This window comes from Streptomyces griseiscabiei (assembly GCF_020010925.1).
GTDB classification, from domain to species: domain Bacteria; phylum Actinomycetota; class Actinomycetes; order Streptomycetales; family Streptomycetaceae; genus Streptomyces; species Streptomyces griseiscabiei.
The window spans coordinates 1207874-1232583 of record NZ_JAGJBZ010000002.1 but is presented as its reverse complement, the minus strand read 5'-3'; the positions used below and the strand labels follow the sequence as shown (position 1 = coordinate 1232583).

The window sequence follows — 24710 nt, the reverse complement described above, 5'->3', positions numbered from 1 at the left end:
AAGCCGGGGAAAAACTGAAGTGCTCAGCAAAACGGCATTGACTCAGGCGGTCAGGACGACGTCGTCCTGGGTGAGGGTCTGTCGGACGGTCTCCGCGAGCCGCTCATTCGCGACGGAGGCGTAGTGCTTGGTCTTCTCCACTCCGATGAAGTCGCGGCCTTCCAGCAGCGCGGCGACACCGGTGGAGCCGGACCCGGCGCAGAAGTCGAGGACGGTACCGCCGGGAGGGGAGATCTTGACCAGCTCGCGCATCACCTCGACGGGCTTTTGCGTGATGTGCTGACGCTTGGCGCCCGAGGGCTGCGAAGCGCTGTAGAGGCCCGGCAGGTAGACGGCGTTGCGGGAGGCGTCCAAGGGCCCGTTGGACGCCCAGACGATGAACTCGCAGTTCTGCGTGAACCGGCCCTTCTGGGGCCTGGCCTGCGGCTTGTGCCAGGCCAGCACCCCTCGCCACAGCCAGCCGGCCGCCTGGATCGCGTCGGTGGTGACGGGAAGCTGGCGCCAGTCGGTGAACAGCAGAGCCGTCCCGCCCGTCGTCGTCAGCCGCTGGGCCTCGGTCATGATCTGGGTGAGCCAGAAGCCGTAGGAGCGCTGGTCCATGTTCTCGCCGGTGAAATCGGCCAGGCCGTGATCGGCGTCGGCGGAGGTGTACTTCTGCTTCGCGCTGCGGGAGGTGCGCTCCTTCGCGGTCCGCCCCCCGGAGTTGTACGGCGGGTCGGTGATGACCGAGTCGACGCAGTCGTCCGGGAGGCCGGCGAGAACGCTGAGCGCGTCGCCTTGATGCAGGGAAAAAGACAAAGAGGTACCCCGATTCGGGTGGGAGAGTGCGGGAGAACCCCCATCGCACAGCAGACACCCCGCGGACAGGAATTGGGCGTGCAGAAGCCCAAGGCCGCAGACCGGGGAAGAGCAAAGGGGGAGTCCGAAAACCGTAGACGGATAACGCCGGTCAGCCAAAAAAGCGGTCTGCCATGTGCCGGAATCCGATACCTCACACCAGTTTTTTGGTCGACCGGCGATCCGGTCCTACAGTTTTTCAACCGCCCGGCGCACACCGCCGCTGGCACATTTCCCTCTCCCCCGTCTCACGGAGGTTCCACTGCCCCGGCACACCTGACTCGCAGCTCCGGCCCGCTCGGCGAGCGGCAACTCGCCTGCGCCGGACCGCTCTCATCGCCCACCACCGGCCGCCGCGTTCCCTTCCACCACGCCTCCCCGCGCCGCGCGGCACTCCGGACACCGCTTCCCGAAGGACACGTCCTTGACGCCTCGTCACCCACCCCTGCCCGAAAGCCCCGGCACCCGAGAGGGTCGCACCGGTTGAAGGCCCTCGCCGCCGGCATCGGCGTCGTCGTCCTGTGCCCGTTCCTCCTCGGCGGCGCCGCGATGCTGATGGCCTCCTCCAGCGAAGCCTCCCAGGGCGCAAGTTCCGCCCTCCAGTGCCTGTCCAGCCCCGATACGGACAAGGTCAGCGAGCAGGTGACCGAGATCCTCGACGGTTCCTCCGGCAAGGACGTCCACATCGAGGGCCTCGCCCTGCCCGAGATCCAGATCCCCCACGCGGCGACCATCGTCGCCACCGGCATCAGCCTCGACGTGCCCAAGAAGGGCCAGATCATCGCGCTCGCGACGGCGATGCAGGAGTCCAGGCTGCGCAACCTCTCCTCTGGGGACCTCGACTCGCTCGGTCTGTTCCAGCAGCGCCCCTCGCAGGGCTGGGGCACACCTGAGCAGATCCGCGACCCCGTCTACGCGAGCGAACGCTTCTACAAGGCGCTCCTTGAGGTGAGCGGCTGGCAGCAGATGACGCTCACGCAGGCGGCCCAGGCCGTGCAGATGTCCAGGTATCCGGACGCGTACGCGCCGTGGGAACCGCTCGCGACCGCGCTGCAGAAGGCCATCGCCGGAACCTTCCCCTCCGCCGACAAGGACGACACCGAGGCCACGCCTTCAGCGCCCCAATGCACGACGGACGATGGTTCGTCCTTCGGACGGATCCCCGAAGGCGCCGTCCCGAAAGGCTACGAGATCCCCGCAGGGACCGACCCTCGTGCCCGGAAGGCGATCGTCTGGGCGATGCAGCAGCTCGGCACGCTGTATCAGTGGGGCGGCTCCTGCACCAACCCTCGCGGCGCGGACCCCATGGGCCGCTGCGACTGCTCCAGCCTGATGCAGCAGGCATACGCGCACGCCGGTGTCACCCTCACCCGCACGACCTACACCCAGGTCAATGAGGGCAAGGCCGTCTCTGCCAAGGCCCTGAAGCCCGGCGACCTGATCTTCAGCCGCGGCAGCGCTGCCCGTCCCGAGCACGTGGGCATGTACCTCGGCGAGGGCCTCGTGATCGAGGCCCCGCGCACGTCCAAGCCCGTCCGGATCACCGCGATCAAGGACTGGGCCGTCCTGGCGGCGCGCCGCGTCATCTGACGCCGGCCCCTCCCGCGCCTCGCCCTCACCTCTTTCTCGTTCTTCCCCTCTGCCCAGGCCCTCTTGGGGCCTGGGCATGCAAGGAGTCTCACCATCCCCATGACTTTCCTCGCCGACCACGTCATCCAGCTCGCCTACGACCCGGGCATCTCTCCCAAGGGGGGCGGGCTGCCGGGCCTGTCCGTGCTGAAGAACGTGGTCAACAGCATCAACCTGTTCGGCATCGTGGCCGTGGTCGGCGCACTCGCCGTCTCCCTCGGCGTCTGGGCATGGGGCCACCACAGCGGTGGCCACCAGGCCGAGGCGAACGGGAAGAAGGGCGCGGTGGTCGCGGCCGGTGCCGCGCTCGGCCTCGGTGCCGCCAACGGCATCGTCGCGTTCTTCTCCGCTCTCGGCTCCCAGGTCCGCTGATGCGCAAACCGCCCTTCGCCCTGTCGCGTTACGGCGCCGGCTGGTCGGCGAACCGTCGCATCACTCTGATCGCCCTCGCACTGACCTGCCTGCTCGCCGTCGCCGCAGCGACCGCCTACCTCACCGGCCGCGGCGAACCGCACGCCTCCTCCACCAGCGGCCCTGCTCCCTCGTCGCCCGCTCCGGCTTCCTCGGGCAACACCGGGCGACCGGCCACTGGGAACGGGTCGGTACCGCAGCCCCCGCGAGTCTCCGATCCGCTCGTGTTCGCCAGGGCTGCCGCCGGGATGCTCTGGTCCTACGACACCCGCTCCACCAGCCACGCCCAGCAACTCGTCGGCATGCAGGCGTGGATGACGAAGGAGGGCGAGTACAGCGACTGGGCCTCGGTCTCCGCGCAGATGCCCACCCCGGCGCTGTGGGCACGGATGGCCGATCAGCAGCAGAACGCCGCCGCCATCGTCGCCGAGGGCCATTACCCGAGTGCGTTCAAGCAGGCTTTTGCCGATGATCCTTCGGCGATCACCGAGGCGTACATCTACGCCGTGACCGTCACCGGCAAGCAGACGATTCGCTGGGCGAAGGGCGGCCAGGGCGCGGAGGACCGCTCTCTCACCCTCGCCGTGCAGTGCCGGCCCTCGTCCGACTGCTCGCTCGTCGCCATCGCCCCGAACGTCGCCCCCTGACCGAAAGGAGAGTCCCGCATGGGGTTTTGTGATCTCCCTCTCGCAAGTACGGTCTGCATGGTCGGGGAAGCCGTGGATTTCGCCTCCGACCCCGGCAAGGCGATCGGCGACTGGATGGCCAAGAGCGCCGGCGAACTCGCCGCCACCTCGGCCGACCTCGCCGCCACGGCAGTCGACTCCACCACCCGCGTCGACCTCAACGCCGCCTGGTTCCGCGACAACTACGAGACGATCCTGCCCATCGGCCTGGTCGTCCTGGTGGCCACGTTCTGCGCCCAGCTCGTCCGCGCCGCGATCCGCCGCGACGGCCAGGCCCTCACCCAGGCGTTCACCGGCACCGCATCAGGTGTGATCTTCGCGTTCGCCGCCATCGCCCTGACCACCGTCGCCATCGAAGTGGTCGACGCTCTGTCCGCCGGACTGTTCAGGGCCGCGAACCTGGACATCGCCTCCGCCGTCCGCCGCATCATCAAGGTCGCCGCGCTCCCCGGACTGTCGGCGATGGGCTGGCTCGTCGCCGTCTTCGCCTCCCTTGGAGCAGCCCTCGGAGCTGTCCTGTACTGGGGCGTGATGATGGTCCGCAAGGTCGGCATCCTCGTCATGGTCACCCTCGCCGTGTTCGCCGGGGCCGGCGGAGGCTGGGAAGTCGCCCGCCGCTGGCGCAGGGGCTGGATCGAGGCCACCGCCACCCTCGTCGTCTCCAAGCTGTTGATGACGATCATCTTCGTGCTCGGCATCGCCGCGATGGGCAAGACCGAATCGAAGGACGGTCTGGCCGCGCTCGCCGACGTCCTCGCCGGCATCGTCATCATGATCCTCGTCCTGCTCTGCCCGTACGCGACCTTCAAGTTCGTCCACTGGGCAGCCGAAGGATCCGACGGAGAGTCCCTTCACCGTGCCGGCGGCGCCGGTGCCCAGCTGGCCAAGCAGCACGTCGAACGAGCCGCAAAGAAGGCAGCCGCGATGGCCGCCACCGCCGCGACCGGCGGCGCCGCAGCAGGCGCCGGTGCGGCCCCTCAAGGCCCGGACGCCATCGCGGACGGCGGCTTCCCCGGCGACATCGCTTCCGGCCCGAGCGACGCTGACACAGGCCAGGAGGGTTCTCCGAGCAACGGGACCGGTGCCCCGCCTGGCGGCGACTTCAAGTCTGATCTGGAGAAGGCCGTGCAGCCCCCGCCGACCAGCGTCACCGACGACACCAGCTCCCAGGTCGGCGGCAGCCCGGCAGCAGGCGGCTCCACAGCCGGTCCGGCCGACACATGGCGGTCCGCGCCACCGACCACGACCCCGCCGCCGCAAGGCACCCCGCCGTCCTCCAGTTCGCAGACCACCGGGACCAGTAACGCGGCATCCTCACCGCCGTCCCCGACCGGCCCGTGACCATCCGCCCGAACCCCTCGGGGGCGGGAGGCGCCGATCGCCTCCCGCCCCCGGGGACCCACCCGCGCCCCTCAGGACCAGCCCCCTTTGTCTGATCTCTCCGTCGCGCCGGTCACGGTGAAGTTCCCCCACCGGTCCCGCCGCGGCATCCTCCTCGGCCTCACCCTGCCCCAACTCGTCCTGGTCAGCTGTACTTTGGCGCTGCTGCTGATCACCGTGGTGTCGACCGGACTCCTCGGCGCCCTCGCACTGGCCCCCGCGTGGGCTGCGGTCGTCGCGCTGGTGGCCGTGCGCCGCCACGGCCGGCCGCTGATCGACTGGGCGCCAATCGTCCTGCGCTACACACTGCGCCGCCGCACCGGCCAGACGCTGTGGCTCGCCCGGCCCGTCTCCCGCCCCCGCCAGGACGGCACCCTGCACCTGCCCGGCACCGCCGCCTCACTACGCGTGGTCACCCCCGGCGACTCCGCCAACGGCGCCGCCGCCGTCCACGACCCGCACCGCCAGACCCTGACGGCCGTCGCCCGCGTCTCCTCCCGCGCCTTCGCCCTGCTCGACGCCGCCACCCAGAACCACAACGTCACCGGCTGGGGCCGAGCCCTCGCGGGCATCGCCCGGACCGGGCACGTCGCCACCGTGCAGGTCCTGGAACGCACCGTCCCCGACTCCGGCGACACCCTCACCCGCCACTGGACCCGCCAAGGACACCCACACACCCCCGTCGCGGGCCAGGTGTACTCCGAACTGGTCGCATCCGCAGGCCCGGCCGCCGCCCCGCACGAGGCATATCTGGCGATCTCCCTGGACCTCAAGGCCGCCAAGCGCCTCATCAGCCAGGCCGGCGGGGGCCTTCCCGGAGCGTTCACGGTCATGGAGCAGACCACCTCAGCCATCGCTCAGGCCGCCCGCAGCGCCGGACTGACGGTCACCGGCTGGCTGACCGCGCGGGAGATCGCCGCCGTCATCCGCACCGCCTACGACCCCAAGGCCCTGGCCGGCCTGCAGCAATGGTCCACCTCCGGACGCGCCGAGGCCGACCCGGCAGCGGCCGGGCCCGTCGTCCAGGTCGAGGAGTACGACCGCCTCGCCACCGACACCGCCCGGCACGCCACCTACTGGATCGAGAACTGGCCCCGCACCGAAACCCACGCCGGGTTCCTGCACCAGCTGATGTTCACCGCCGGCGTCCGGCGCACCCTCTCCCTCATCTACGCGCCCCAGCAGCTGGAGTCCGCACTGCGCGATGTCCAGCGCAAGAAGGCCGCGATCATCGCCGACGCCAACGAACGCGCCCGCCGCGGGCAGGTCGATTCCGAAGCCGACTCCGTCGAGTACGCCGACGTCAAACAGCGTGAGCGACAGCTGATCGCCGGCCACGCCGACGTGGCCCTGACCGGTCTGCTCACCGTCTCCGCCGAGACCGACGCTCTCCTGGACGCGGCCTGCGCGCAGATCGAGACTGCCGCCGTCACCGCCCAAGTCGACCTGCGCCGCCTGAACTTTCAACAACCGGACGCCTTCACCCTCGGCGCACTGCCCCTGGCCCGCACCGCACTGTGACCACCCGTCCGGCCTGGTACCGCCCGACCGCATCTGATCGACACAGTCCTGCCATCAGGCAGGAAGGACCTTCTCTTTGACCTCTTCTTCCCCCGCCAGCGAGGCGCACCCCTACCTTCGCGCCGCGTCCGCCGGGCTGCGCCACCACCATCGCGCACCGGCCCGAACCGGCCCCGCTCCTGCGGCAGATCGCGTCCATCTCGATCTGATCCACGCCCACCTCGCCGCGCTGCTTCAGCTGCTCAACCAGCTCGCCGAGACAACCCGCCCGCCCCATCCGGCAGCGGGACGGCACCTCGCCACCGCCCACCTGCGGCTGTGGCAGGCCACCGCCGCCACCCACGACGCCTTCCACCTCCTGCCACCCGCACACGAGGAGATCCCAGAAGCAGGGTGCCGGCCCGAACGGCTGCCGGAGGGACCGCCCGTACTGACCATCTGCCAGCGCCACCTCTCCTGCGGACACACCATCCGCCGCACCACCACCCCCACCGACCTCCACACACCGCCGCACGGCCACACCACCACCTGCAGCCAGTAACCCCACCTCGCCGAAAGGGCCCTGCATGCGCACCGTGAAGCGCTCCACCACCACCGCGGCCATAGCCGCCGCGCTCGTCGCCTCCGCCGCCCTCGCGACCGCCAACCCGGCCGCCGCCGCCGACTACCGGTGCACCACCAGCACCAAGTCGATCGACGATCCCGCCTACTCGGGCCCGTGGGCCGACAACTGGGACGTCACCGTCCGCCTGTGCGCCAAGCGCTCCGGCTCCACCGTCTCCACGTACGCCAAGCTCAGCTGGGACGGTCCGGCTTACACCTACGCCGACGACAGCACCATCCTCGACGGCGCCTACTTCAACCTGCAGGTCAAGAAGTCGCAGGCGGGCACCGACCCGGTGAAGAAGTCGAAGAAGTACTACGGCATCGAGTCGCGGCTGGAGAGCAGCGGCTCCGACGCCAACTACAACAACAGCTACACCACTCCCGTCCTCAGCTACACGATCGGCTCCAGCCGTGCACTGGCCGACGGTGAACTGCGCCTGGACTGGAACAACGACGGGCGCGGGTACTGGAAGCACCTGTTCAGCGCCTCACCGACCGTGTGATCCACAACCCTCCGCGCCGTGATCACCGCCGTCTGAAAGCCGTCCTGCCATGACCCACCGGCCCGTACGAGGCCCCCGACGCGCCAGCGCCAGCCCGCTGTTCACCCCGCACGGCACCGACCGCGCCAGCCGCAAGGCCGCCCGCCGGCAAGCCGCCGAAGCCGTCGCCAAGGCCCGCGCCGCATCCACCGCCCCGGCCGGGACCACCGGAGGCGGGCAGGACATGCCGCCCCCCGTCCATCCGCCCGGCGGACGCCCCGGCCCCGCCTCGGCACGGGGAAACAGGCTCAAGCTGCCTGCCCACCGTATGACCACGGCCACCGCCTCCGGCGCGTATCCCTTCCTCGCCGAGGGCGGACTCGGCGCCGAGGGCATCTACATCGGCCGCGACGTCCACGCCGAGGCATCCTTCGTCTTCGACCCCTTCGCCCTGTACGGCAAGGTCGAGGGGTTCACCAACCCGAACCTGCTGCTCGCCGGAGTGATCGGACAGGGCAAGAGCGCCCTCGCCAAGTCCTTCGCGCTGCGCTCGGTGGCCTTCGGCTACCGCGTATACGTCCCATGCGACCCCAAGGGCGAGTGGACACCGGTGGCCGAAGCCCTCGGCGGCCGGTCCGTCGCACTCGGCCCCGGTCTGCCCGGACGGCTCAACCCCCTGGACGCGGCCCCGCGCCCGGAGAGTGTGGCGGAGGCCGACTGGGCCGGCGAGATCCGCAAACGGCGCCTGCTCCTGCTCGGCTCCCTGGCCCGGACGGTTCTGGGACGGGACCTGATGCCGATGGAGCACACCGCCCTGGACATCGCCCTCGACACCGTCGTCACCCACGCCGCCGCCACCGGGCGCACCCCGGTCCTCGGGGACGTCGCCGCCACCCTCAACAACCCCGTCGTACTCGACGAAGCCGCCCGGATGATGGCGGGCCAACTCGGCGACGCCGCCCGCGACCTGGCCCACGCCATGCGCCGCCTCGTCCGCGGTGACCTGGCCGGCATGTTCGACGCCCCGTCCACCGTCGCCTTCGACCCCAGCAGCCCGATGCTCACCATCGACCTGTCCAGGCTCGGCGGCTCCGGCGACGACACCGCCCTCGTCCTCGCCATGACCTGCGCCTCCGCCTGGATGGAATCCGCCCTCACCGACCCCGACGGCGGCCGACGGTGGATCGTCTACGACGAAGCCTGGCGCCTCATGCGCCACCCCGGACTCCTCCAGCGCATGCAGTCCCAGTGGAAACTCAGCCGCGGACTCGGCATCGCCAACCTCATGGTCATCCACCGCCTGTCCGACCTGCTCACTGCCGGCGACGCCGGATCACAAGGCCGCGCCCTCGCCGAGGGCCTCCTCGCCGACTGCTCCACCCGCATCATCTACCGGCAGGAGACCGACCAGCTCCACGCCGCCGCATCCCTGTTGGGCCTGACCTCGGTCGAGAGCCAGGCCATCGCCCACCTCAACCGCGGACGAGGGCTCTGGCGCGTCGCCGGACGATCTTTCATCGTCCAACATCAACTCCACCCCCGCGAGCTGGCGCTGTTCGACACCGACGCCCGCATGCACTGAATCCCGCATAAATAAGCATAAATTGAAGCCACGGAGACATCATCGAATCACACCCGACCGCCTCGCTCATCCCGCTGCTCGATGAGGACGATCTGGCTGCCCTCGCCCACGACATCCAGGAGAACGGGCTCCTGCAGCCCATCGTCCTCGACCGCCAAGGACGCGTCCTCGACGGACGCGGCCGGCTCACCGCGTGCGAACGCGCCGGCATGGAACCGGTCTTCGTCACCTTCGAGGGCGACACCCCCGACGTCTACGTCCTGTCGGTCAATCTCCGGCGCCGCAGCCTGACCAAGGGGCAGTCCGCGATGATCACGGTCAAGGCCCGTTCCGTTTCGGAAAATGGCGGCCGTTCCGGCTCGGAACAGACAGCGCGTTCCGTTGCGGAACAGCTCGGCGTCGCCCTGGCCGTGATGGGGCGCGCGAGCACCGTTCTGCAGCACGCGCCCGACCTCGTGGACCCAGTGATCAGCGGCGCCATGGGCTTGGACGAGGCGTACGCCGTCGCCCGGGAGAACAAGGCCAAGGCCAACTCCGCGGAGGTCCAGCTCGCCCGGCTGCGGGAGGAGGACCCCGAGCTGGCCGACCGGGTCGTCGAGGGCGCCCTGACCCTGACCGGCGCGTGGGCGGAGCGCACCGAGCGCGTGGAGGAGGACAAGCGGCAGCGGCGGGTGGCCACCCGGCTGCTGGACGAGGTGGTGCCGCCCCTCGCCCAGGCCCGCGGCACCCGTACGTTCGGCCGCTACGACCCCGAGTACGCCAGCGGAACCCCCATCACCCGCGAGATCATCGCGCACGCCATGACCGCGCTGGCCGAGATGGACCAGGTCTGGCAGGAGCGTGACCTGCCGTGACCTCCCCCGCCGAGATCCGTCTGCAGCACCTCGTCGAGCAGAGCGCCGTCGCGCTCACCGACGCCACCGGCCGCTTCCACAGACGCCGCCTCACCGATACGGTGCGCGAGCAACTCGTGCGCGAGGACCTCGACCCCCGTATCAGGGCCGCCGCGCTGGACCGACTCGCCCACAGCCTGGTCACCGGCTTCGGCGAACAGCGCAACCCCCGCCGCAGACGGACCGGGCGCCTCTTCCACCCCCAGGACGTCATCAAGCTGGGCAACGGCATCTGGGTCTGGATGGACCGCGCCACCGACTCCGACGTCCTGGAATGGCGCCGGCTCTCCCGAAAGAACCGGGCCCGCGTCGACCTGGCGGACAACGAGATCCAGGACTACACCGACGACGTCCTCGACGCCTTCCGGACCCACACCGACCTCGTCCACCTCGGAGACCTCGAACGCACTGTCTTCGGCTGGAGCGAAGGCCACACCGACCAGGGCGAGTTGTTCGGACCATGACTTCCATGATCTGCGGGACTGGGCATCCCGCCCAGCCGACAGTGAGCTCACGACCCCGTCGGCAAGATGTCCGTGAGCTGCCGTCTCCGCTCCTCATCCCTCCGACGGCTTCGGGGCTGGCCCGATGACGGCCCGCCTCACCGTTCGCCTGGTGCCCTGTGCTGTACCTCGGCACACCGTCGGGGCCTGAGATACGGGCGGCGATGAGCGCCGGACGGATCGGCTGCATGACCACCCCGGCCCAAGGCGCCCGGATCCCCGACGGCGCCCTGTACGCCTGTGACAACTCCAAGTTCGGCAGCGACGGCAAGGGCCGCTACTGGCCCGGCGCGAAGGCATGGTTCGACTGGCTGAGCCGGACCGTCCACCGGTACGGGCCCGACCGCTGTCTGTGGGCGCTCGCCCCGGACCAGCCGTTCGACGCGGCGGGCACCCTCACGGAGTCGCTGCCGTGGCTGGCTCGCATCCGCGCCCTCGACGTCCCCGCCGCCTACGCGGCGCAGGACGGGTGCGAGGAGCCCGGGCTGCTGCCGTGGGACGCCTTCGACGTCCTGTTCCTCGCCGGATCGACGGAATGGAAGCTCGGCGCGGTCGCGGAGCGGCTGGCCCGTGAGGCGAAGGCGCGCGGCAAGGCCGTGCACATGGGACGCGTCAACTCCCGCACCCGTCTGGGGATCGCCGAGTGGTTCGGCTGCGACAGCGCCGACGGAACGTATCTGGCGTACGGGCCCGACAAGAACCTGCCCCGGCTCCTGCGGTGGATCGACGAACTCGACAGCCGCCCCTCCCTCGTCGGCACCCTCACCGCCACACCCCTGCCGCCCCCACCACCCGCCACGACACCGAGAAGGCGCCGATGACCCAGCCCCGCACTCCCACCGACCCGACCAGCCACTACGTCTATGGCCGCATCGTCCTGGACCTGACCGACCGGCTCAACGCCACCGAGTCGTTCGAGACAGCCGCCCAGTATGTCGATCACATTCTGGAACCGACCGACGGTCTCCTGGAACGCCTCGCCGAGTTCTTCGAGGCAGCAGCCGAGAAGGCCAAGGAGTCCGAGGCCGACGACGGCTTCGACCTGCACGACGATCTCCAGGAGGCCGCCGCCACGGTGCGCGCCCTCGGCGAGGACCTGCATCTCACGGTCGACCGTCTCAAGGCCCTCGCACCGCCGCAGCCCCACACCCGACGGCACTCCACGGCCGAGGCCGGCAGGCGCTCGCCCGGGCTCCCGGCCCCGGCAGCCCCGAACAGCGGACCCTCCACCGGCCGCACCCACTGACTACCCCGCCAGGACACCATGCCCCAGCACACCGGCCTGCCCGGCTTCGCCACCGCTCTCGCCCGCCGTCTGCCCGGCGGCACCTGGCGCAGCCAGGAGCAGACGTTCGCCACCTTCGAGGACCAGTGGCCCGCCGCTGGTCTGCTGTGGGACGCCGGGCCCGCCCGCTCCGCGCTGTTGGACCACCCTCTCGGGCACAGCGCCGTGCTCCACGGACCCGGCGGTACGCAGCTCTCCGTCACCGTACGGCCGAGCCGTCCGCGCCGGTTCCTGGTGGCGGCGCTGAAGCCCGAGGGCGTTCAGCAACACAACTTGAGCGTGGTGGACGAACCGATGGGCATCAGCGTCCCCAACGATCCGGTCCGTGCCGCCTACGCCGTCTCGCGCCGACTGCTGCCCCGCTATCTGTGGGCTCTGGAGGCCGTACGCCGCGATGCCCGTGCCCGGCCCGAGCCGCCTCACCGTCCGCCGGCTCCGGCAGTCACCCGGTCCCTCACCCTCATCTGGTATCCCGACGGCGTGGTCGGAGCACCGTACGGTTCGGTGCCCGCCGACGCCCACATGGTGTTGTACGGCTGCCGCTTCACCTATGACCTGGACCAGTGCGCGTTCGTGCTGACCGCCGCCTCCGACGCCGAGCGTGCCCTGCTTCTCCAGAGCGTCATCCGCCTGCTGACTGCCCAGGGCATCGGCGTCGACTTCCGCCACGCCACCCCGGACATCCCCGCCCCGCCATCCCGCCCGCACCCGACCGGGCCCGGCCTACCGCTGCGGCCCGCGCAACCGCCGCCCACCGTAAGGCGATAGCCCCTCCACCCCTGCACTCGGGAGTTCCCGCTGTCCGAGTCCGATCTTGACCAGCGCCTGCTGCTGCACTTCGTGGCCGACCGGCTCGACACCGTCGCCGATCACCTGCCGCTCCCCGACCGGATCGGCCCGGATCCGGCAGTGAGCGAGATCCTCGACGACGAGATCCGCCACCTCGCCCACCTGCTCGGCTACCTCGCCGGGGAGCATGCCGTCCGCCACCGGGCCGCCGTCCGCTACCCGAGCCGGGTCACCACCGCCGGCCGCGGCACCGCTCTGGCGCTCGCCTCAGCCGCCGCACCCACCGGTGCCGCGCTCGCCGCCCTCGGCGCCGCCGTCCACCACCTCGGCCACCTCGCCGACCTCACCCACCAGCCGAGAGGTCCCGCCCGCGACCGGGCGACCATCGCCGTGCAGCAGGCGCTCGCGGAGCGCATGGGCGAAGTCCGTATGCATCTGGCCCGCGCCGCGAAGGAACTGCGGGCCACCGCCGACACCCGCACGACCCCGCACACGTTCCCGGTCCGCACACCCCCCGCCGCCACAGCTTCCACATCCCGTACCCGCTAGCCGCTCACACCCCGGAGCCTTCCCCATCCCCCTCGACGTCTCCGGCCGTTGCCCGAGGAACCGCCGTTGCACATAACCGAGTTCGCCCACGCGCTCGCCGACCGGCTGCCCGGCTGGCAGCCCTCCCCCACGCGGGTGCTCACCGCCGACGATCCGGCCAGCAACCGGATCTGGGACAGCGGCCCCCTGCCCTACGCCGCGTTCTTCACCGACGACGTCCACCGTCATCACCGCCACCCAGACCCGCACGGCGTGGCGAGTATGCAAGCAGCCGAGGTGATCTGATGCCCTCATCCGTCACACCGAGGACGCTCGACCGTCTGGCGCGGCGCCTGGACGGGCTCGCCGACCGGGTTCCGTCCACGCCCGAGGCCGTCGATCCGGTCGCGCTCGCCGACGACATCAGCGTGCTGGCCCACCACCTGCAGCGCACCGTCGAACGCGCCCAGGCCCGGTTCACCGCACCCGAGACGGTCCACCCGTCCGAGCGCGCCACCCTGGTCCAGCTCGCCACGGCCACCGCCGGCATCGCGCACGCCCTGCACACCCTCACCGAAGCCCTGGCCTACGCCACGACCGGCTTCCAGCGCGAAGGGACAGGGAAACCCATCCCCTCCCACCTGCGCAGCGACCCCCAGATACTGCGGACCCTGGCGGCCGAGCACTGTGTCACCGCCCGCTTCCGCCTCCGTGACACCGCCACAGCCCTGCGCGAGGCATCCGCACCGTCCCGGCCGTCCGCACCACAAGCATCCAGGCCGCCGACCCAGCCGGCCACCACCCCGCAGTCCCGGCAGCCCGCCCGCCGCTGAGCCTGTCGAGCCACCCTCACCCACGCGCCCTGCCTGCTCCACCAGTGCCGTGCCACGCTCGCGGACGGTTCTACCGACGCCGCGATCGTGGCGCGGCTGAGTGAGGCGCTGGCCCCCAGCCATGCGGCATTCGACACCTGGCGCCGCAGCAACCTCCCTGTCTCCGTCCAGCCCGCCGCCCGCGTGCAGCCGCCGAAGGAGGTACGCGTCCGGCTCGGGCTGGAGGCGGTGCCGGCCATCGAAACGTGGCTCACCGAGCGCGATTCCTTCGTACGCATCGCCCGCGCGGCTGAACCCGCCGGCCCCACCCGGGCACTGCCCGGCACCACCCTTGCCTCGGCGCCCCCGCCGTGCGACGCCCACCCGAGCCTCCGGCTCCACGCCGGTGACCCGTAGATGAGGATCCGTCTCTGTTCCACCACTTCCGCTTCCGTACCGACCCCGAGCACGGCTACATCGCCACCGCCGGCCCGACCTTCACCCCGCATCTGGCCGAATGGTTTCTGACCCGCGAGCAGTTCGAGCCCGTCCCCTTCTCCCCGGGGCTGTACCGGCTTACCGACCCCGACCGCGACGGAGTGCGCCGCACCCGCCAGGCCGTCCGCGACCTGCGCACCCTCGGCTACGCCGTACAGGCCGACAGCGCACTCGGCCCCGGCCCCGCACCGGCTCCCGCACCGCCGTCGGCCGGTAACGACCGGGCCGAGCGGCGCTCGCGCATCGCACGGGCCGCAGCACGGCTTCCCTCGCGCATCACCGCCCTGGCCCGAGGTACTTCCGCGCCTCCTGCGTTCACCGTCACCACGTCGCTCCCCCGCCAGGGACGGGGCCGATGAACACCGCCGCGCCGATCCGTATCCTGCGCGGTCCGGGTGGTGAGGTCGAAGTCGAAGGCGCCTACGACGAGTTCGCCGCGCGGCTCCTGGCCCGGGCCGGGTTCATGACCTTCTCCGCCCTTCGGGGGCAGTGGGTCCGGCTGCCCTTCGACCTCGGGCGCGACTGGGAGAACCGTCACGCGTCCTGGGCCGCCGAGATGCTGAGTGCAGCCCGCTACCCCGTCCACCTCGACCCCGACCTCCAGATCCCGTCCCCGGGCCGGCCCACACCCTCGCCTCCGGTCGCCCGGCCGGCGCCGGACGCGCCGACAGGACACCGGACACGCCGCTGACCATGACCGCCAAGGAGCAGCCGATCCCCCGCACACCCCCTTCCACCCTGCGTGAACTCGCGGCGACCGCACACGAGTTCCGGCTGCGCATGAAGCGCATCGGCCGTGAGAGCGAGACCGCGCTCGACGTCACCCGCGACCGCCACGGGCGCACCGTCCGCCACGCCACCGCAGCCACCGCCCTCGCCCACCGCGACCAGGCAGCCCTCCAGGCGTACGCCACGTACCTGTTCCCGTATGCCGACGATCTGCTCGCCGCAGCCCGCCGGGTCCTCGATGCGCTGCCGCCCGCCCGGCACACCACCGCCTGGCAGGCCCAGCTCGACCATCTCGCCGCCTCCCACACCGAGATCGCGAAGATCCTCAGCCAGCCCGCCGAGCCCGGCTCCCCCGCCGAACGCGCCCAGCAGCAGGCGGCATGGCCGCACCTCGGCTTCTGGGCGGACCACAGCTACCTCGCCACCGAGATCACCGACCCCGACAAACACCGTGAGATCCCGCTGACCGACGAGGAACAGCGGCGGTGGACCGACATGGCCCACGCGGCGCAGCGGCGGGGTGAGCTGGAGTTGCTCGAGTCGTGGTACGCGGCCGACGGCCGGTCCATCACCCTCGCCCACCTGGCCGAGGGCGACTCCTCGGTCGTGGTCGCTGCGTCCGGCGATCCTCACGCGCCGGGATGGCAGGTGATCGGCCACTACGCCGACGAAGGCGTCGCCCACCGTGCCCTGCCGTCTCCGGTCCCGCCGGGCGTACTGCGCCCGGACGTCTCCCCGCTCGACCGCCCGGAGCCCGCACCCGAGGTATCCGTGCAGGAACTGATCTGCGACGTCTCCGAAGCGCGAGCGGCGGGTGAGGTCGCCGAGGCCCTGCTCACCGCCACCCAGCACGGCTATCAGGCGGGCCCGCTGGTCCGTCTCCAGGAACTCCTGGCAACGGCAGGGCAGTTCGCGAATGCCCTGGACACCGTCGGCGGTCGGCAGGTCGCCGCTCAGCTCGCCGCTCTGGGCCGGCACCTCGACTTCCTCACCCAGGAAGTGCGCGAGACGGCCGAGGACCTCGGCGCGAGCGTCTCGGTCCTGCCGCCCCACCGCACCCCCACCCTGCGGATCCGCCCGCGCCCGGCCCCAGGCACAACCCCTCCCGCACCTCCCGCCCGCGGCCCAGCACCCGCGCGGCACCGCTAGAGCCGCCTCTTCGGCTACCCCTCCATCCCTCGTTCGTGGTCCAGCCACGCACCGTTGATGTGCTGGAAGCTCCGGGCTCGGCCCGCCTCGCCTTCGCCCAACACCGCCGCTTTCCCGCCACCACCGATAGGAGATCCGCATTGCCCGAAGCACCAGCAGAGCCGTTCATACCGATCCGGCACGCCATCACCGGCGAGATCACCACCACCGGCTACAACTTGGCAGCCCGGCGGATCCTGCTCCAGGCCGGCTTCGAAGAGACGCCCGGCTGCGCCTGCCGAGCGACGGAACCCGGTACGGAGCGGACGCACGGGCCTGCTCGGCAGCCAGCGAGCTGCTCGTCGCCCGCCGCCTCGTGCCCCTGGGCCGAGCCCTCGGCCGGCCGATGAGCGCCGACGGTACGCCCCGGCCGGTCCGTTCGCCGATGTCGGCACAGTCCGTGACCCGCTCCCAGCGCCGCCGGCCTCTCCAGCGCATCGCCAACCCCGCCCGCACCCGTACCTGTTGAAGGATCCTCGTTTTGACCACTCCCGGAACGCCTGCCAGTCCAGCGCGTACCAAGGGCGGCGAACTACGGGCCAAGGTGGCCCGACTGCTGGCCGACCGGCCGGCGGACACGCTCACCATCGGGGACATGGCCAGGCAGCTGGGCCACTCCCACGGCGCCGTCCGCAACGCCGCCCTCACCCTGGTGCGACGCGGCGAGGCCGACCAAGGCGGAAGGGGGCAACCGGAGTTCCGCGCGAACGCGAAGACCGCCGCAGCCGCGCAGACCGCTGTGATCAGCCCACCGGGCACTCACGCTCCCCGCGCCCAGGCGGCCACGGCCCGCACGACCATTCCCGCAGCAGCCACGCCCAGGCGGACCGGCCCGATCCGCCGCGCGGGGGGCCAGGTCTACCACCCCCGGGAGCTGGCCGATCTGCCCGACGTCGAGGCGTTGAATCGGCTGCGCGACGCCGACGTGCCGGTGCTGCTCTACGGCCCTCCGGGCACCGGTAAAACGTCGTTGGTGGAGGCGGCGTTCGAGGACCTGCTCACCGTCGCCGGTGACGGCGACACCACGGTCGGGGACCTGATCGGCGAGTACACGCAGGCCGACGGCGGAGGTTACGTCTTCCAGTACGGTCCGCTGGTCACCGCGATGACCGAGGGCCGCGCCCTGCTGATCGACGATGCCACCTTGATCTCACCGAAGGTCCTGGCGGCGCTGTATCCCGCGATGGACGGGCGCAGGCAGATCCAGGTCAAGGCCCACAAGGGCGAGACCATCAAGGCCGAGCCGGGCTTCTACGTGGTCGCGGGCCACAATCCCGGCGTCCACGGCGCGGTGTTGACGGAAGCGCTGTCGTCCCGGTTCAGCGTGCAGATCCAGATCGGCACGGACTATGACCTCGCCAACGCGCTGAGGATCGATGCCCGGGTCGTCCGGGTCGCCCGACACCTCGCCCACCAGGTCGAACTCGGCGAGCTGGGCTGGGCCCCCCAACTGCGGGAACTGCTCAGCTACCAGAAGACCGAGGCCGTCCTCGGCACCAAAGCCGCGCTCGCGAACCTCGTCGGCATCGCCCCTGAGGAGGATCGCGACGCCGTCGCCGCCGCCATCATCAAGACTGTCGGCGTCAAGAAGATCGCTCCCCTCACCCTCGGCAAACAGCTCCCCGCCTCAGCCGGCCGGCAGCCACCGGGCAGCACCGTCGCCGCACACCGGGGCCGCTCGCGATGAGCGCCCACCACCACGTCCAGTCCCCCACCACCACGCCGGACGACGACGCCGACCTCGCGCGATGGGACGACGACGGCGCCCCGCCCGCGCTCCCCCGTTCCTCCCCCAACGCTTGGGTGCGCGTGGGAGCCGAACTCGGCGACCGGCTCGTCGCCCTCTCCGGCCGCCAGGACCTCCTCGTCACCTGCCGCCCCGGCACGCGCAGCGGTGCACCGGCCGCCTATTTCCCCACTCTGGGTGAGGTCGAGTTCGACGCCGCCCTGTTCGCCCCGCTTCAGCCCCACGAGATCCATCCGCGGATCGTGGGCGACGAGGAGCGGTATCCCGCCGCCTGGGGCGTGTTCGTCCACGAGGCCGCGCACGCGGCCCACTCCGTCTGGACGGCGCCTGCCGGAGCGGACCCCCGGGTCGTCGAGGCCGCGCTCCTGCTGGAGGAGAGCCGTGTCGAAGGCGCACACTTGAACCGGCGGCCCACGGACCGCATGTACCTGCGCACCAGTGCCCGAACCCTGGTCATGCCCGACATCGCTCACCCCACCCTTAAAGGCATCGAGCACGCCGCCGCCGTGGCGGCCCTGGTCCTCGGCCGCCGTGACGTCGGCATCCTGGACGCCGGCGAGAGCCGGGCCGTCGCCGATCTGTGCAAAAAGGTGCTGGGCGCCGACCTGCTGGCCACACTCACCCGCATCTGGACCGCAGCCCACCAGTGTGCCGACCACGACGCCACGACCATGCTCGCGCACGCCCAAGAATGGTGCGACGCTCTGGACACCGCAGCCCCCGCCCTGCCCTTGCCGCAGAACCTCACCGATCTGCTGTCCGGCGCCGTGGGGGCCGTCATGGACAGCGCGGCAGCCACCGACGCCGCCGACCTCGCGGCACAGGCCGCAGCGGCCAACGCCATCGCCACCCGATCAAGGGCACAGGCCAACGACCGTGCCCAGCAGGCCAGTCGGCGACGCCAGGCCGCCGCCACCGCGAGTTCCGTCTTCAACTCCGGCAGCGCCACCGTCACCCCCGACGGCACACCGGCGCCCTACAGCAACCCGGTCACCGGCACCCGCAGGCCCACCGCCGCCGAGCAGAGTGCCGCCGCGCGCCTGAGCCGCGCTCTGCGTGCCGCCGCCTACCGCGAGCGGACCGAGGAGCGGACCACCAGCCCCACCCCGCCCGGCCACCTCAACATGCGCGCGGCCCTCGCCCGCGACGCTCAGCGCGCGGCCGGTTCGGTGCCCACCGCGGAACCGTTCACCCGCACCCGCCGCCGGAACTCCCCCACCCCACCGCTGCGTGTGGGTATCGCCGTCGACGTCTCCGGCTCCATGCGTGCCGCCTGCGCGCCCGTCGCGTCCGCTGCCTGGATCGTGGCACGCGCAGCAGCCCTGACCGACCCCGACTCCCGCACCGCCACCATCGCCTACGACACGCATCTGACCGCACTGACCCGACCCACCCACCGGGCACCGGAGCGCGTGACCACGTTCGGCGCCAACGGGCGCAGTCACAACCTCGCCAACGCCCTGGACGCGCTCGACCACGGCCTCGAACTCAGCCGCCCCGGCACCGGCCGCCTTCTCGTGATCGTCACCGACGCCGTCTACACCCCCGACGAAACCGCGCAAGCCGTCACCCGCGTCAAGCAGCTCACGACCGTCGGCTGCGCCGTACTCCAGCTCACCCTCACCGCGAAGTCCCGCCACTTGCCGGGGACCACCTTGCTGCACCTTCCCCAGCCCTCCAGCGCTCCCGCCGCCATCGCCACGGCGGCCACAGACGCCATCCGCAGGACACGCTGAGACGACACAGAAGACAGAAAGCAGGAACAACCACGTGGCAATCCGTAAGACCTGGACCATCGTCCACCGCTGTGGGCACGAACGTGAACATGATCTGTCCGACCGTCCCGCCGACCGGCGTGCCTCCTTCGCCCGCTGGCTGCAGGAACGTGACTGCACCGACTGCTGGAAGGCGGCACGCGACACCGACACCGAATCCAAGGAGGAATGGCTGGCGACCAAGCGCGCCGCCGAACAGGAAGCAGCCCTCGCCTGGGCCACCCAGTTCGACATGCCTCAGTTGGAAGGCCCCGAGAGGGCCCTGGACTGGGGCGAGCGCTCGCGTCATCAGCTGATGACGGCCGCACACACCGCACTGGTCGTGGAAGGGAGTTGGGACGAGGCGGACTGGGCGGAGCTGGAGGAGAAAGCCCGTGCCGTCACCCGCGCCGGTTGGTGGATCGACCAGAGGGACGCCGACGGCACCGATCTGCCCGAACTCCTCGACGCCGCAACCGACGGCGACCGCGGTACCGAAAACCCGTACCGGTAGAGCAGCCTGCGGCCGGTCTGCAGCGTCCGCTGCAGCCGTCTCCCACCGACGGCGGGCGCACGGGCTTCACCGAAGCCGACTCCGCCCGCCGGGGACACACGTCGGCAACACCGCGCATCGCGGTCTGCTCGGCCGGGTCCGCACTCAGAGCCCAGCCGAGCCTGACGGCCACGTGCTCGGCCAGGTAGCGGCACTTCGGGGAAAGGTTGCCGGTTGGACCGCTGACTGACCGCTATCAAACGGGGAGAGGCCCCGTTCAGGGCCACCGACCGGTTCGAGGGCGCCGACTGCGCGCCTGCGAACCGTGGCTTCAGCGGGCGTGGGTGACGGTGATCAGGGGGTCGTCGCAGCCGCCGGCGATCCGGGTGATCGCCGCGTGCTCGGCCGGGTCGGCGGTGAGGCCCCAGCGCGTCTTCACCGTGACCCAGTCGGCGATGTAGCGGCAGGTCGCGGATGCCGCGGGCGGCATCCACTCGCCGGGGTCGCGATCGGCCTTGGACTGGTTGACGCTGTCCCGTACCGCGAGGAGGCTGCGTTCGTCGTCGAGGTCGTTGGCGTAGTCACGGCGTTCGGTCGCACTCCAGGCTGCGGCCCCGGAGTCCCATGCCTCGCCCAGCGGGACCATGTGGTCGATGTCGACCTGCTCCTTGTCGGTCTGGGTGGTCTCGTCGTACCAGGACCACCACTGGCCGGTGCCTGCGGTGATGCTGCAGCGGCCGGTCACCTCCGGCGCCACGATCGCCTCGTGCAAAAGGACTTCATTTCGGGTGTGGCATCCGTCGCGGTCGGCGTCGATCCAGTGCCGGAACTGCTCGCGCGAGTAGCCGTCGCGGGGGCCCTCGCCGTGGACGGGGAGAGCGGTGATGAGGTCGGACAGAGAGGCGGTGACGGTCTCGCCCGGCGCCGCCACGGCGGGGGAGGCGGGTGCGGCCAGGGCCAGGGCTGACACGGTCAGAATGCCGGCCAGCGCGATGCGCAAAGTCTTCATGTTGCTGGGATATCGGCCGCCGTCAGCCGGGCACGGTGACACGCCCGGTGCTCGGCCCGGTTCACCCTGCCGTGGGGCGTGCACCCGCCGGGCACGCAACGCTCCCTCGCGCCCCCGGGCGGTGTGACGGCGAAGCCCACCGAGCACAAGCCCCCAGCTGCATGAAACGCGGTGAGCCGACTATGCCGGAGCTTCGCCTCGGCACAGCAGGAGACGCTTGAGGGCAGGCGTTCTTTTCGCGGGCTTCGAAGCTGTCCGTGACGCCAAGGAAGCCTCTGACCTGCTCGAACTCCTCGACGCAACTACCGGGGCGGAGTGCGGTACACGGAGCCGGCTGCGCTGGTGGCGAGGGAACATAGCCGGGAAGCGCCGGTTAGCCAAACCGGCGTTCCTACGGACCATTGTTCCTCCCACCCCGCCACCCATCGCGTGGAAGGAACCCATGTCCCAGCCCCCACCCACCTCTGCCTTTGCGCCCACGCCCGACCCGCTCACGCCCGCCCGGGACATCACCCACCAGCACTTCCAGACCGGTGACACCGTCATCGTCGTGAAGGGGGTCGCTGGTGGAGAACTGTGGGGAGACGCGATGCGCGTCGTAGCCCCGTCCTGGCACACCCCGACCGACGAGGACGGCTGGCGGCTGTACGACGCGACCGGCGGAGCCCAGTCCTACATCACCGCCCACCCCCGCTACCTCGTGCACCTCTCTCGCCGCTGCCCGGACTGCCTGATCCACCTGCGGGCCATGGAGGACACCCTCCGTACGCGGTTCGCCGGCCGCGAGGAGCTGATCGACTGCGGCTGGTACACCACCACCGCCCTGGGCCAGCTCGTCCACATCGCCGACATCCGAAACGGCCGGTGACACCCCGCCCTCACGAGCGGCCCCGCAGTCCAGGGCACTCGCAGGGCCGCTGGTCTCGACGAACGAGGGCCTCACGGAGAACACGGTCGTCACCCACAGGCCCGGACACCCCGGATGTCCGTCCGCTGGGCCGAGCGCCTCAAAGACCCTTGCTTTGAGGATCCGTTCACCGCCGGGTGCGGACGACGACCGGCGCACCGGCCGTATCGCCGCCGCACCGCCCGCCGCCCCAGACACCACCGGCCGATCACCCTAGGAGAGACGTCTCTTTGCCCCGTACCGACCGTTTCCTGGACGTCCGCCGCGACCCTCACTCCGGTGAACTCCTCGCTCGTGGCGGGGACGTTGAGGCGCACAGCGTCCTGCAGCGCGCGGGTTTCATCGCCGTCGTCCGTCTCCACGAGACCTACCACCGCGCCCCGGTCGGCCTCACCCAGGACGACGAGAGGCGTCTCGGCACCGACGCGGTCGCCCGTCTGCGGGCCGCCGGGTATCACGTCGACTGCGACACGGCTTTCGACACCGACGCCCGCCCGGCCAGCCATCCGCCGCTCGCCTCACCGGTCGCCCACCTCGCCGAGCGCATCCGCGCGGCCGTCACCTCGGACGAGGCTGCCGACGCCCTGACCGAGCTGACCGCCGCCCATGACGGTTTCCTCGCCGCGCTGGAGGAAGTCCTCACCGCCACCGCCGACTTCCACGACGGACTCGGCGCACCGGCCGACCCGTACACCGCCCGGCGGCTGCGCCACCTCGCCGACGCGTACCTGAGCGTCATCCGCACCGGCCTCGTGCACACCCGCAACGAGCTGGCCGACCGGCACGCCCAACACCCCGCTCGCCGCACCTGCACCGGTGAGGTGCCCGCCGCCGAGCGCGAGCGCTCCGCCGTGTGCGCCTGCCCTCCCCCGCCGCGCACCCTCCCGGCCCCACCGCCCCCGGCGGCTGCCGGACCGCGCCGCTGATTCCCACTTCCCCAAGGACACCATGCACGATCACGACATCTCCGAGCGCCTCGCCTCGTACGCCGACGTCCTCGCCGGTGAACTCCCCGGCGCCTGGACCACTTTGCGCCTGCCGCCGGATGCCAAGGACGATCTCGCCGAACTCGCCGACCGGATCTGGGACCTGGACCTGGTCGCCGCCCGTCTTGCCGAGCACCCGCTGCAGCAGGCCATCGTTCTGAACCGCCCGGACGGCGCCCAGCTCGTCCTGCTGGACCGGCCGGGCGCCCGCGAGGGCTTCCTCATCGCCGCCGTCGCTCCCCGAGCCCTGCCCGGCGAGGCGTACCGCTCGGTCCCCGAGCCGAACGGCATCGCCCTGGCCGACGATCCGTTCCTGAGCGCCGAGCAGATAGCCGGTGACCTGCTCGCCCGCTACAACCGGGCGCTCGCCCAGGTCCGCCACCATGCCCTGGGTGGCGGCCGGTCCTCCCAGCCGGACCGGCTGGTCCTGACCTGGCAGCCGGACGGCAGCATCGCCACCGCCCCCGTCGACGACCGTGCCGATGCGGTCCTCCTCGCCCACGGCTTCGTCCAGGACCCGCACAGCGGCATCTATCGCCTCCACGGTGACGACACCCAGGCCCAGGCACTCGCCCTGCGCGAGATCGGCCCGCAGCTGGACACGCTCGGCATTGGCACCGCCCTCCAGCACCCCGTCGGCCGGACATCGCCCACCGCCGCCCCCGCCGCGACGCCGCCGGTCACAGCCGGTACCCGTACGCCGGCTGGCCGGACGCGATGACGGTGAAGGACCCGTCTTCTTGGTGCTGGAGTACGTCACCGTCACCAAGGACCCTCGCGCGGCTGAGGAAGTGCACCGAGTCCATGAGCCAGGCCAGCGACGTCATCCTCCACGCCCGCAATCACGCCGCCCGCACCCCGCTTCCGACGGGCGCCACCGCTCCGCCGAGCAGTGTCCAGACCCCGGCATCCCGCAGCCGCTGACCTCGGACATGCACACCCTCACCGAGCGCCCCTTCACCTGCACAGCGCCCCTCGACATCCCGGAGAGACACACATCCTGATGACTGCCCTACGCCGCCTCGCCACCGTCGCCCTGTCGGTCACCCTCCTCGGCGGCACGGCCGCCGCGCTGGCGCCGACCGCATCAGCCGCCACGCCCTCCTGCACCTACAACGTCGCCGACCACAACGCCGTCGTCGACGGCAACGGGATCAACTACCGCACCGGCCCGAGCACGGCGTACGCGAGCAAGGGCCTGCTGTACGACGGCGATGACCTCCGGGTCTACTGCGGCAACGGCTCCTGGTATCACACGAAGCTCACCAGCCGGTCCAAGAGCGGCCTGAAGGCCGGCACTTACGGCTGGATCCGCAAGGACATGCTGCTCCAACTCGCGGGCTAGAGCCCGTCCGGAGGACCGTGCGCGCAACGGTGCGGAGCGGGGCCTTCCGTTCGCTTCCCGGAGTCGAGCCCCCGGGTTCACCGCGCTGCGCGCCGTCACCATCCCCGGCA

General features: G+C 71.4%; 29 protein-coding genes. 27 read left to right on the top strand and 2 right to left on the bottom strand.

Going from position 1 to position 24710, the window contains the following annotated elements:
* Window positions 1-42: 42 nt before the first annotated feature.
* Complete coding sequence (locus J8M51_RS22860; RefSeq protein ID WP_086759058.1) at window positions 43-798, bottom strand: DNA-methyltransferase; 756 nt, start codon at window positions 796-798, stop codon at window positions 43-45.
* A gap of 522 nt (window positions 799-1320) precedes the next feature.
* Between J8M51_RS22860 and J8M51_RS22855 the strand changes: the two genes are divergently transcribed.
* From J8M51_RS22855 to J8M51_RS22745, 23 genes are all read left to right on the top strand, one after another.
* Window positions 1321-2427 (top strand): C40 family peptidase, encoded by a 1107-nt coding sequence (locus tag J8M51_RS22855; RefSeq protein ID WP_086759060.1) that lies wholly within the window; start codon window positions 1321-1323, stop codon window positions 2425-2427.
* A 99-nt stretch (window positions 2428-2526) separates the two neighbouring features.
* Entirely contained in the window at window positions 2527-2838 is a 312-nt protein-coding gene (locus J8M51_RS22850; protein ID WP_086759062.1) for a DUF6112 family protein, read from the top strand.
* Window positions 2838-3524, top strand: a complete 687-nt coding sequence (locus J8M51_RS22845; RefSeq protein ID WP_086759063.1) for a hypothetical protein — start codon at window positions 2838-2840, stop codon at window positions 3522-3524. Before J8M51_RS22850 ends, J8M51_RS22845 begins: the two co-directional genes overlap by 1 nt.
* An 18-nt stretch (window positions 3525-3542) precedes the next feature.
* Entirely contained in the window at window positions 3543-4904 is a 1362-nt protein-coding gene (locus J8M51_RS22840; RefSeq protein WP_086759065.1) for an SCO6881 family protein, read from the top strand.
* An 87-nt stretch (window positions 4905-4991) separates the two neighbouring features.
* Window positions 4992-6464, top strand: coding sequence for an SCO6880 family protein (locus J8M51_RS22835; RefSeq protein WP_267299428.1), 1473 nt, complete (start codon window positions 4992-4994; stop codon window positions 6462-6464).
* 76 nt (window positions 6465-6540) lie between these two features.
* Window positions 6541-7005: a DUF6238 family protein gene (locus J8M51_RS22830; protein ID WP_086761324.1), complete on the top strand. Its 465-nt coding sequence runs from the start codon at window positions 6541-6543 to the stop codon at window positions 7003-7005.
* Window positions 7006-7030: 25 nt separating this feature from the next.
* The gene (locus tag J8M51_RS22825) at window positions 7031-7573 is read left to right on the top strand and encodes a hypothetical protein (protein WP_086761322.1); all 543 of its coding nucleotides are present in this window, start codon (window positions 7031-7033) and stop codon (window positions 7571-7573) included.
* 49 nt (window positions 7574-7622) lie between these two features.
* Window positions 7623-9134, top strand: a complete 1512-nt coding sequence (locus tag J8M51_RS22820) for a VirB4 family type IV secretion system protein (RefSeq protein ID WP_086761320.1) — start codon at window positions 7623-7625, stop codon at window positions 9132-9134.
* A gap of 209 nt (window positions 9135-9343) precedes the next feature.
* Window positions 9344-9988, top strand: coding sequence for a hypothetical protein (locus J8M51_RS22815; protein ID WP_455568184.1), 645 nt, complete (start codon window positions 9344-9346; stop codon window positions 9986-9988).
* Window positions 9985-10491 (top strand): hypothetical protein, encoded by a 507-nt coding sequence (locus J8M51_RS22810; protein WP_086761316.1) that lies wholly within the window; start codon window positions 9985-9987, stop codon window positions 10489-10491. The genes J8M51_RS22815 and J8M51_RS22810 overlap by 4 nt, the downstream gene beginning before the upstream one ends.
* 203 nt (window positions 10492-10694) lie before the next feature.
* Window positions 10695-11351 (top strand): hypothetical protein, encoded by a 657-nt coding sequence (locus J8M51_RS22805; RefSeq protein ID WP_267299427.1) that lies wholly within the window; start codon window positions 10695-10697, stop codon window positions 11349-11351.
* Window positions 11348-11776 (top strand): hypothetical protein, encoded by a 429-nt coding sequence (locus J8M51_RS22800; protein WP_267299426.1) that lies wholly within the window; start codon window positions 11348-11350, stop codon window positions 11774-11776. Before J8M51_RS22805 ends, J8M51_RS22800 begins: the two co-directional genes overlap by 4 nt.
* Window positions 11777-11794: 18 nt before the next feature.
* Window positions 11795-12583, top strand: a complete 789-nt coding sequence (locus J8M51_RS22795) for a hypothetical protein (protein ID WP_179203553.1) — start codon at window positions 11795-11797, stop codon at window positions 12581-12583.
* A 72-nt stretch (window positions 12584-12655) separates the two neighbouring features.
* Complete coding sequence (locus J8M51_RS22790) at window positions 12656-13153, top strand: hypothetical protein (protein ID WP_256966370.1); 498 nt, start codon at window positions 12656-12658, stop codon at window positions 13151-13153.
* A gap of 66 nt (window positions 13154-13219) precedes the next feature.
* Window positions 13220-13438 (top strand): hypothetical protein, encoded by a 219-nt coding sequence (locus J8M51_RS22785; protein ID WP_086764612.1) that lies wholly within the window; start codon window positions 13220-13222, stop codon window positions 13436-13438.
* On the top strand, window positions 13438-13965 hold the full coding sequence (locus tag J8M51_RS22780; protein ID WP_086764609.1) for a hypothetical protein: 528 nt from the start codon (window positions 13438-13440) through the stop codon (window positions 13963-13965). Before J8M51_RS22785 ends, J8M51_RS22780 begins: the two co-directional genes overlap by 1 nt.
* 87 nt (window positions 13966-14052) lie before the next feature.
* The gene (locus J8M51_RS22775) at window positions 14053-14361 is read left to right on the top strand and encodes a hypothetical protein (protein ID WP_086764606.1); all 309 of its coding nucleotides are present in this window, start codon (window positions 14053-14055) and stop codon (window positions 14359-14361) included.
* Between the two features lie 436 nt (window positions 14362-14797).
* Window positions 14798-15133: a hypothetical protein gene (locus J8M51_RS22770; RefSeq protein ID WP_086764604.1), complete on the top strand. Its 336-nt coding sequence runs from the start codon at window positions 14798-14800 to the stop codon at window positions 15131-15133.
* Window positions 15134-15135: 2 nt separating this feature from the next.
* On the top strand, window positions 15136-16320 hold the full coding sequence (locus tag J8M51_RS22765; RefSeq protein WP_267299425.1) for a hypothetical protein: 1185 nt from the start codon (window positions 15136-15138) through the stop codon (window positions 16318-16320).
* Between the two features lie 167 nt (window positions 16321-16487).
* Window positions 16488-16709: a hypothetical protein gene (locus J8M51_RS22760; RefSeq protein ID WP_267299700.1), complete on the top strand. Its 222-nt coding sequence runs from the start codon at window positions 16488-16490 to the stop codon at window positions 16707-16709.
* 194 nt (window positions 16710-16903) lie between these two features.
* Complete coding sequence (locus tag J8M51_RS22755; RefSeq protein ID WP_267299699.1) at window positions 16904-18046, top strand: AAA family ATPase; 1143 nt, start codon at window positions 16904-16906, stop codon at window positions 18044-18046.
* A complete protein-coding gene (locus tag J8M51_RS22750) occupies window positions 18043-19842 on the top strand; it encodes a hypothetical protein (protein WP_267299424.1) in 1800 nt (599 codons plus the stop codon). The genes J8M51_RS22755 and J8M51_RS22750 overlap by 4 nt, the downstream gene beginning before the upstream one ends.
* A gap of 34 nt (window positions 19843-19876) precedes the next feature.
* The gene (locus J8M51_RS22745) at window positions 19877-20374 is read left to right on the top strand and encodes a hypothetical protein (protein WP_179203493.1); all 498 of its coding nucleotides are present in this window, start codon (window positions 19877-19879) and stop codon (window positions 20372-20374) included.
* Between the two features lie 310 nt (window positions 20375-20684).
* On the opposite strand, the gene J8M51_RS22740 is transcribed toward J8M51_RS22745, so the two are convergent.
* Window positions 20685-21362 carry an HNH endonuclease family protein gene (locus J8M51_RS22740; protein ID WP_086763398.1) on the bottom strand — a complete coding sequence of 226 codons (678 nt, stop codon included), beginning with the start codon at window positions 21360-21362 and terminating at the stop codon, window positions 20685-20687.
* Between the two features lie 442 nt (window positions 21363-21804).
* Between J8M51_RS22740 and J8M51_RS22735 the strand changes: the two genes are divergently transcribed.
* The 4 genes from J8M51_RS22735 to J8M51_RS22720 all read left to right on the top strand — a co-directional run bounded on the left by J8M51_RS22735 (window position 21805) and on the right by J8M51_RS22720 (window position 24600).
* On the top strand, window positions 21805-22230 hold the full coding sequence (locus tag J8M51_RS22735) for a hypothetical protein (RefSeq protein WP_267299423.1): 426 nt from the start codon (window positions 21805-21807) through the stop codon (window positions 22228-22230).
* 269 nt (window positions 22231-22499) lie between these two features.
* Window positions 22500-23195 (top strand): hypothetical protein, encoded by a 696-nt coding sequence (locus J8M51_RS22730; RefSeq protein WP_179203571.1) that lies wholly within the window; start codon window positions 22500-22502, stop codon window positions 23193-23195.
* Window positions 23196-23217: 22 nt separating this feature from the next.
* Window positions 23218-23976 carry a hypothetical protein gene (locus J8M51_RS22725; protein WP_267299422.1) on the top strand — a complete coding sequence of 253 codons (759 nt, stop codon included), beginning with the start codon at window positions 23218-23220 and terminating at the stop codon, window positions 23974-23976.
* Window positions 23977-24258: 282 nt separating this feature from the next.
* A complete protein-coding gene (locus J8M51_RS22720; RefSeq protein ID WP_086763014.1) occupies window positions 24259-24600 on the top strand; it encodes an SH3 domain-containing protein in 342 nt (113 codons plus the stop codon).
* Window positions 24601-24710: the final 110 nt, after the last annotated feature.

Bases quoted from the DNA above. Each gene is read 5' to 3' on its own strand.
- J8M51_RS22765 (WP_267299425.1), top strand. From the start codon at position 15,136: ATGACCGCCAAGGAGCAGCCGATCCCCCGCACACCCCCTTCCACCCTG.
- J8M51_RS22735 (WP_267299423.1), top strand. From the start codon at position 21,805: ATGTCCCAGCCCCCACCCACCTCTGCCTTTGCGCCCACGCCCGACCCG.
- J8M51_RS22720 (WP_086763014.1), top strand. From the start codon at position 24,259: ATGACTGCCCTACGCCGCCTCGCCACCGTCGCCCTGTCGGTCACCCTC.
- J8M51_RS22740 (WP_086763398.1), bottom strand. From the start codon at position 21,362: ATGAAGACTTTGCGCATCGCGCTGGCCGGCATTCTGACCGTGTCAGCC.
- J8M51_RS22795 (WP_179203553.1), top strand. From the start codon at position 11,795: ATGCCCCAGCACACCGGCCTGCCCGGCTTCGCCACCGCTCTCGCCCGC.
- J8M51_RS22780 (WP_086764609.1), top strand. From the start codon at position 13,438: ATGCCCTCATCCGTCACACCGAGGACGCTCGACCGTCTGGCGCGGCGC.
- J8M51_RS22815 (WP_455568184.1), top strand. From the start codon at position 9,344: ATGGAACCGGTCTTCGTCACCTTCGAGGGCGACACCCCCGACGTCTAC.
- J8M51_RS22840 (WP_086759065.1), top strand. From the start codon at position 3,543: ATGGGGTTTTGTGATCTCCCTCTCGCAAGTACGGTCTGCATGGTCGGG.
- J8M51_RS22750 (WP_267299424.1), top strand. From the start codon at position 18,043: ATGAGCGCCCACCACCACGTCCAGTCCCCCACCACCACGCCGGACGAC.
- J8M51_RS22805 (WP_267299427.1), top strand. From the start codon at position 10,695: ATGAGCGCCGGACGGATCGGCTGCATGACCACCCCGGCCCAAGGCGCC.
- J8M51_RS22845 (WP_086759063.1), top strand. From the start codon at position 2,838: ATGCGCAAACCGCCCTTCGCCCTGTCGCGTTACGGCGCCGGCTGGTCG.
- J8M51_RS22825 (WP_086761322.1), top strand. From the start codon at position 7,031: ATGCGCACCGTGAAGCGCTCCACCACCACCGCGGCCATAGCCGCCGCG.
- J8M51_RS22850 (WP_086759062.1), top strand. From the start codon at position 2,527: ATGACTTTCCTCGCCGACCACGTCATCCAGCTCGCCTACGACCCGGGC.
- J8M51_RS22770 (WP_086764604.1), top strand. From the start codon at position 14,798: ATGAACACCGCCGCGCCGATCCGTATCCTGCGCGGTCCGGGTGGTGAG.
- J8M51_RS22725 (WP_267299422.1), top strand. From the start codon at position 23,218: ATGCACGATCACGACATCTCCGAGCGCCTCGCCTCGTACGCCGACGTC.
- J8M51_RS22820 (WP_086761320.1), top strand. From the start codon at position 7,623: ATGACCCACCGGCCCGTACGAGGCCCCCGACGCGCCAGCGCCAGCCCG.
- J8M51_RS22800 (WP_267299426.1), top strand. From the start codon at position 11,348: ATGACCCAGCCCCGCACTCCCACCGACCCGACCAGCCACTACGTCTAT.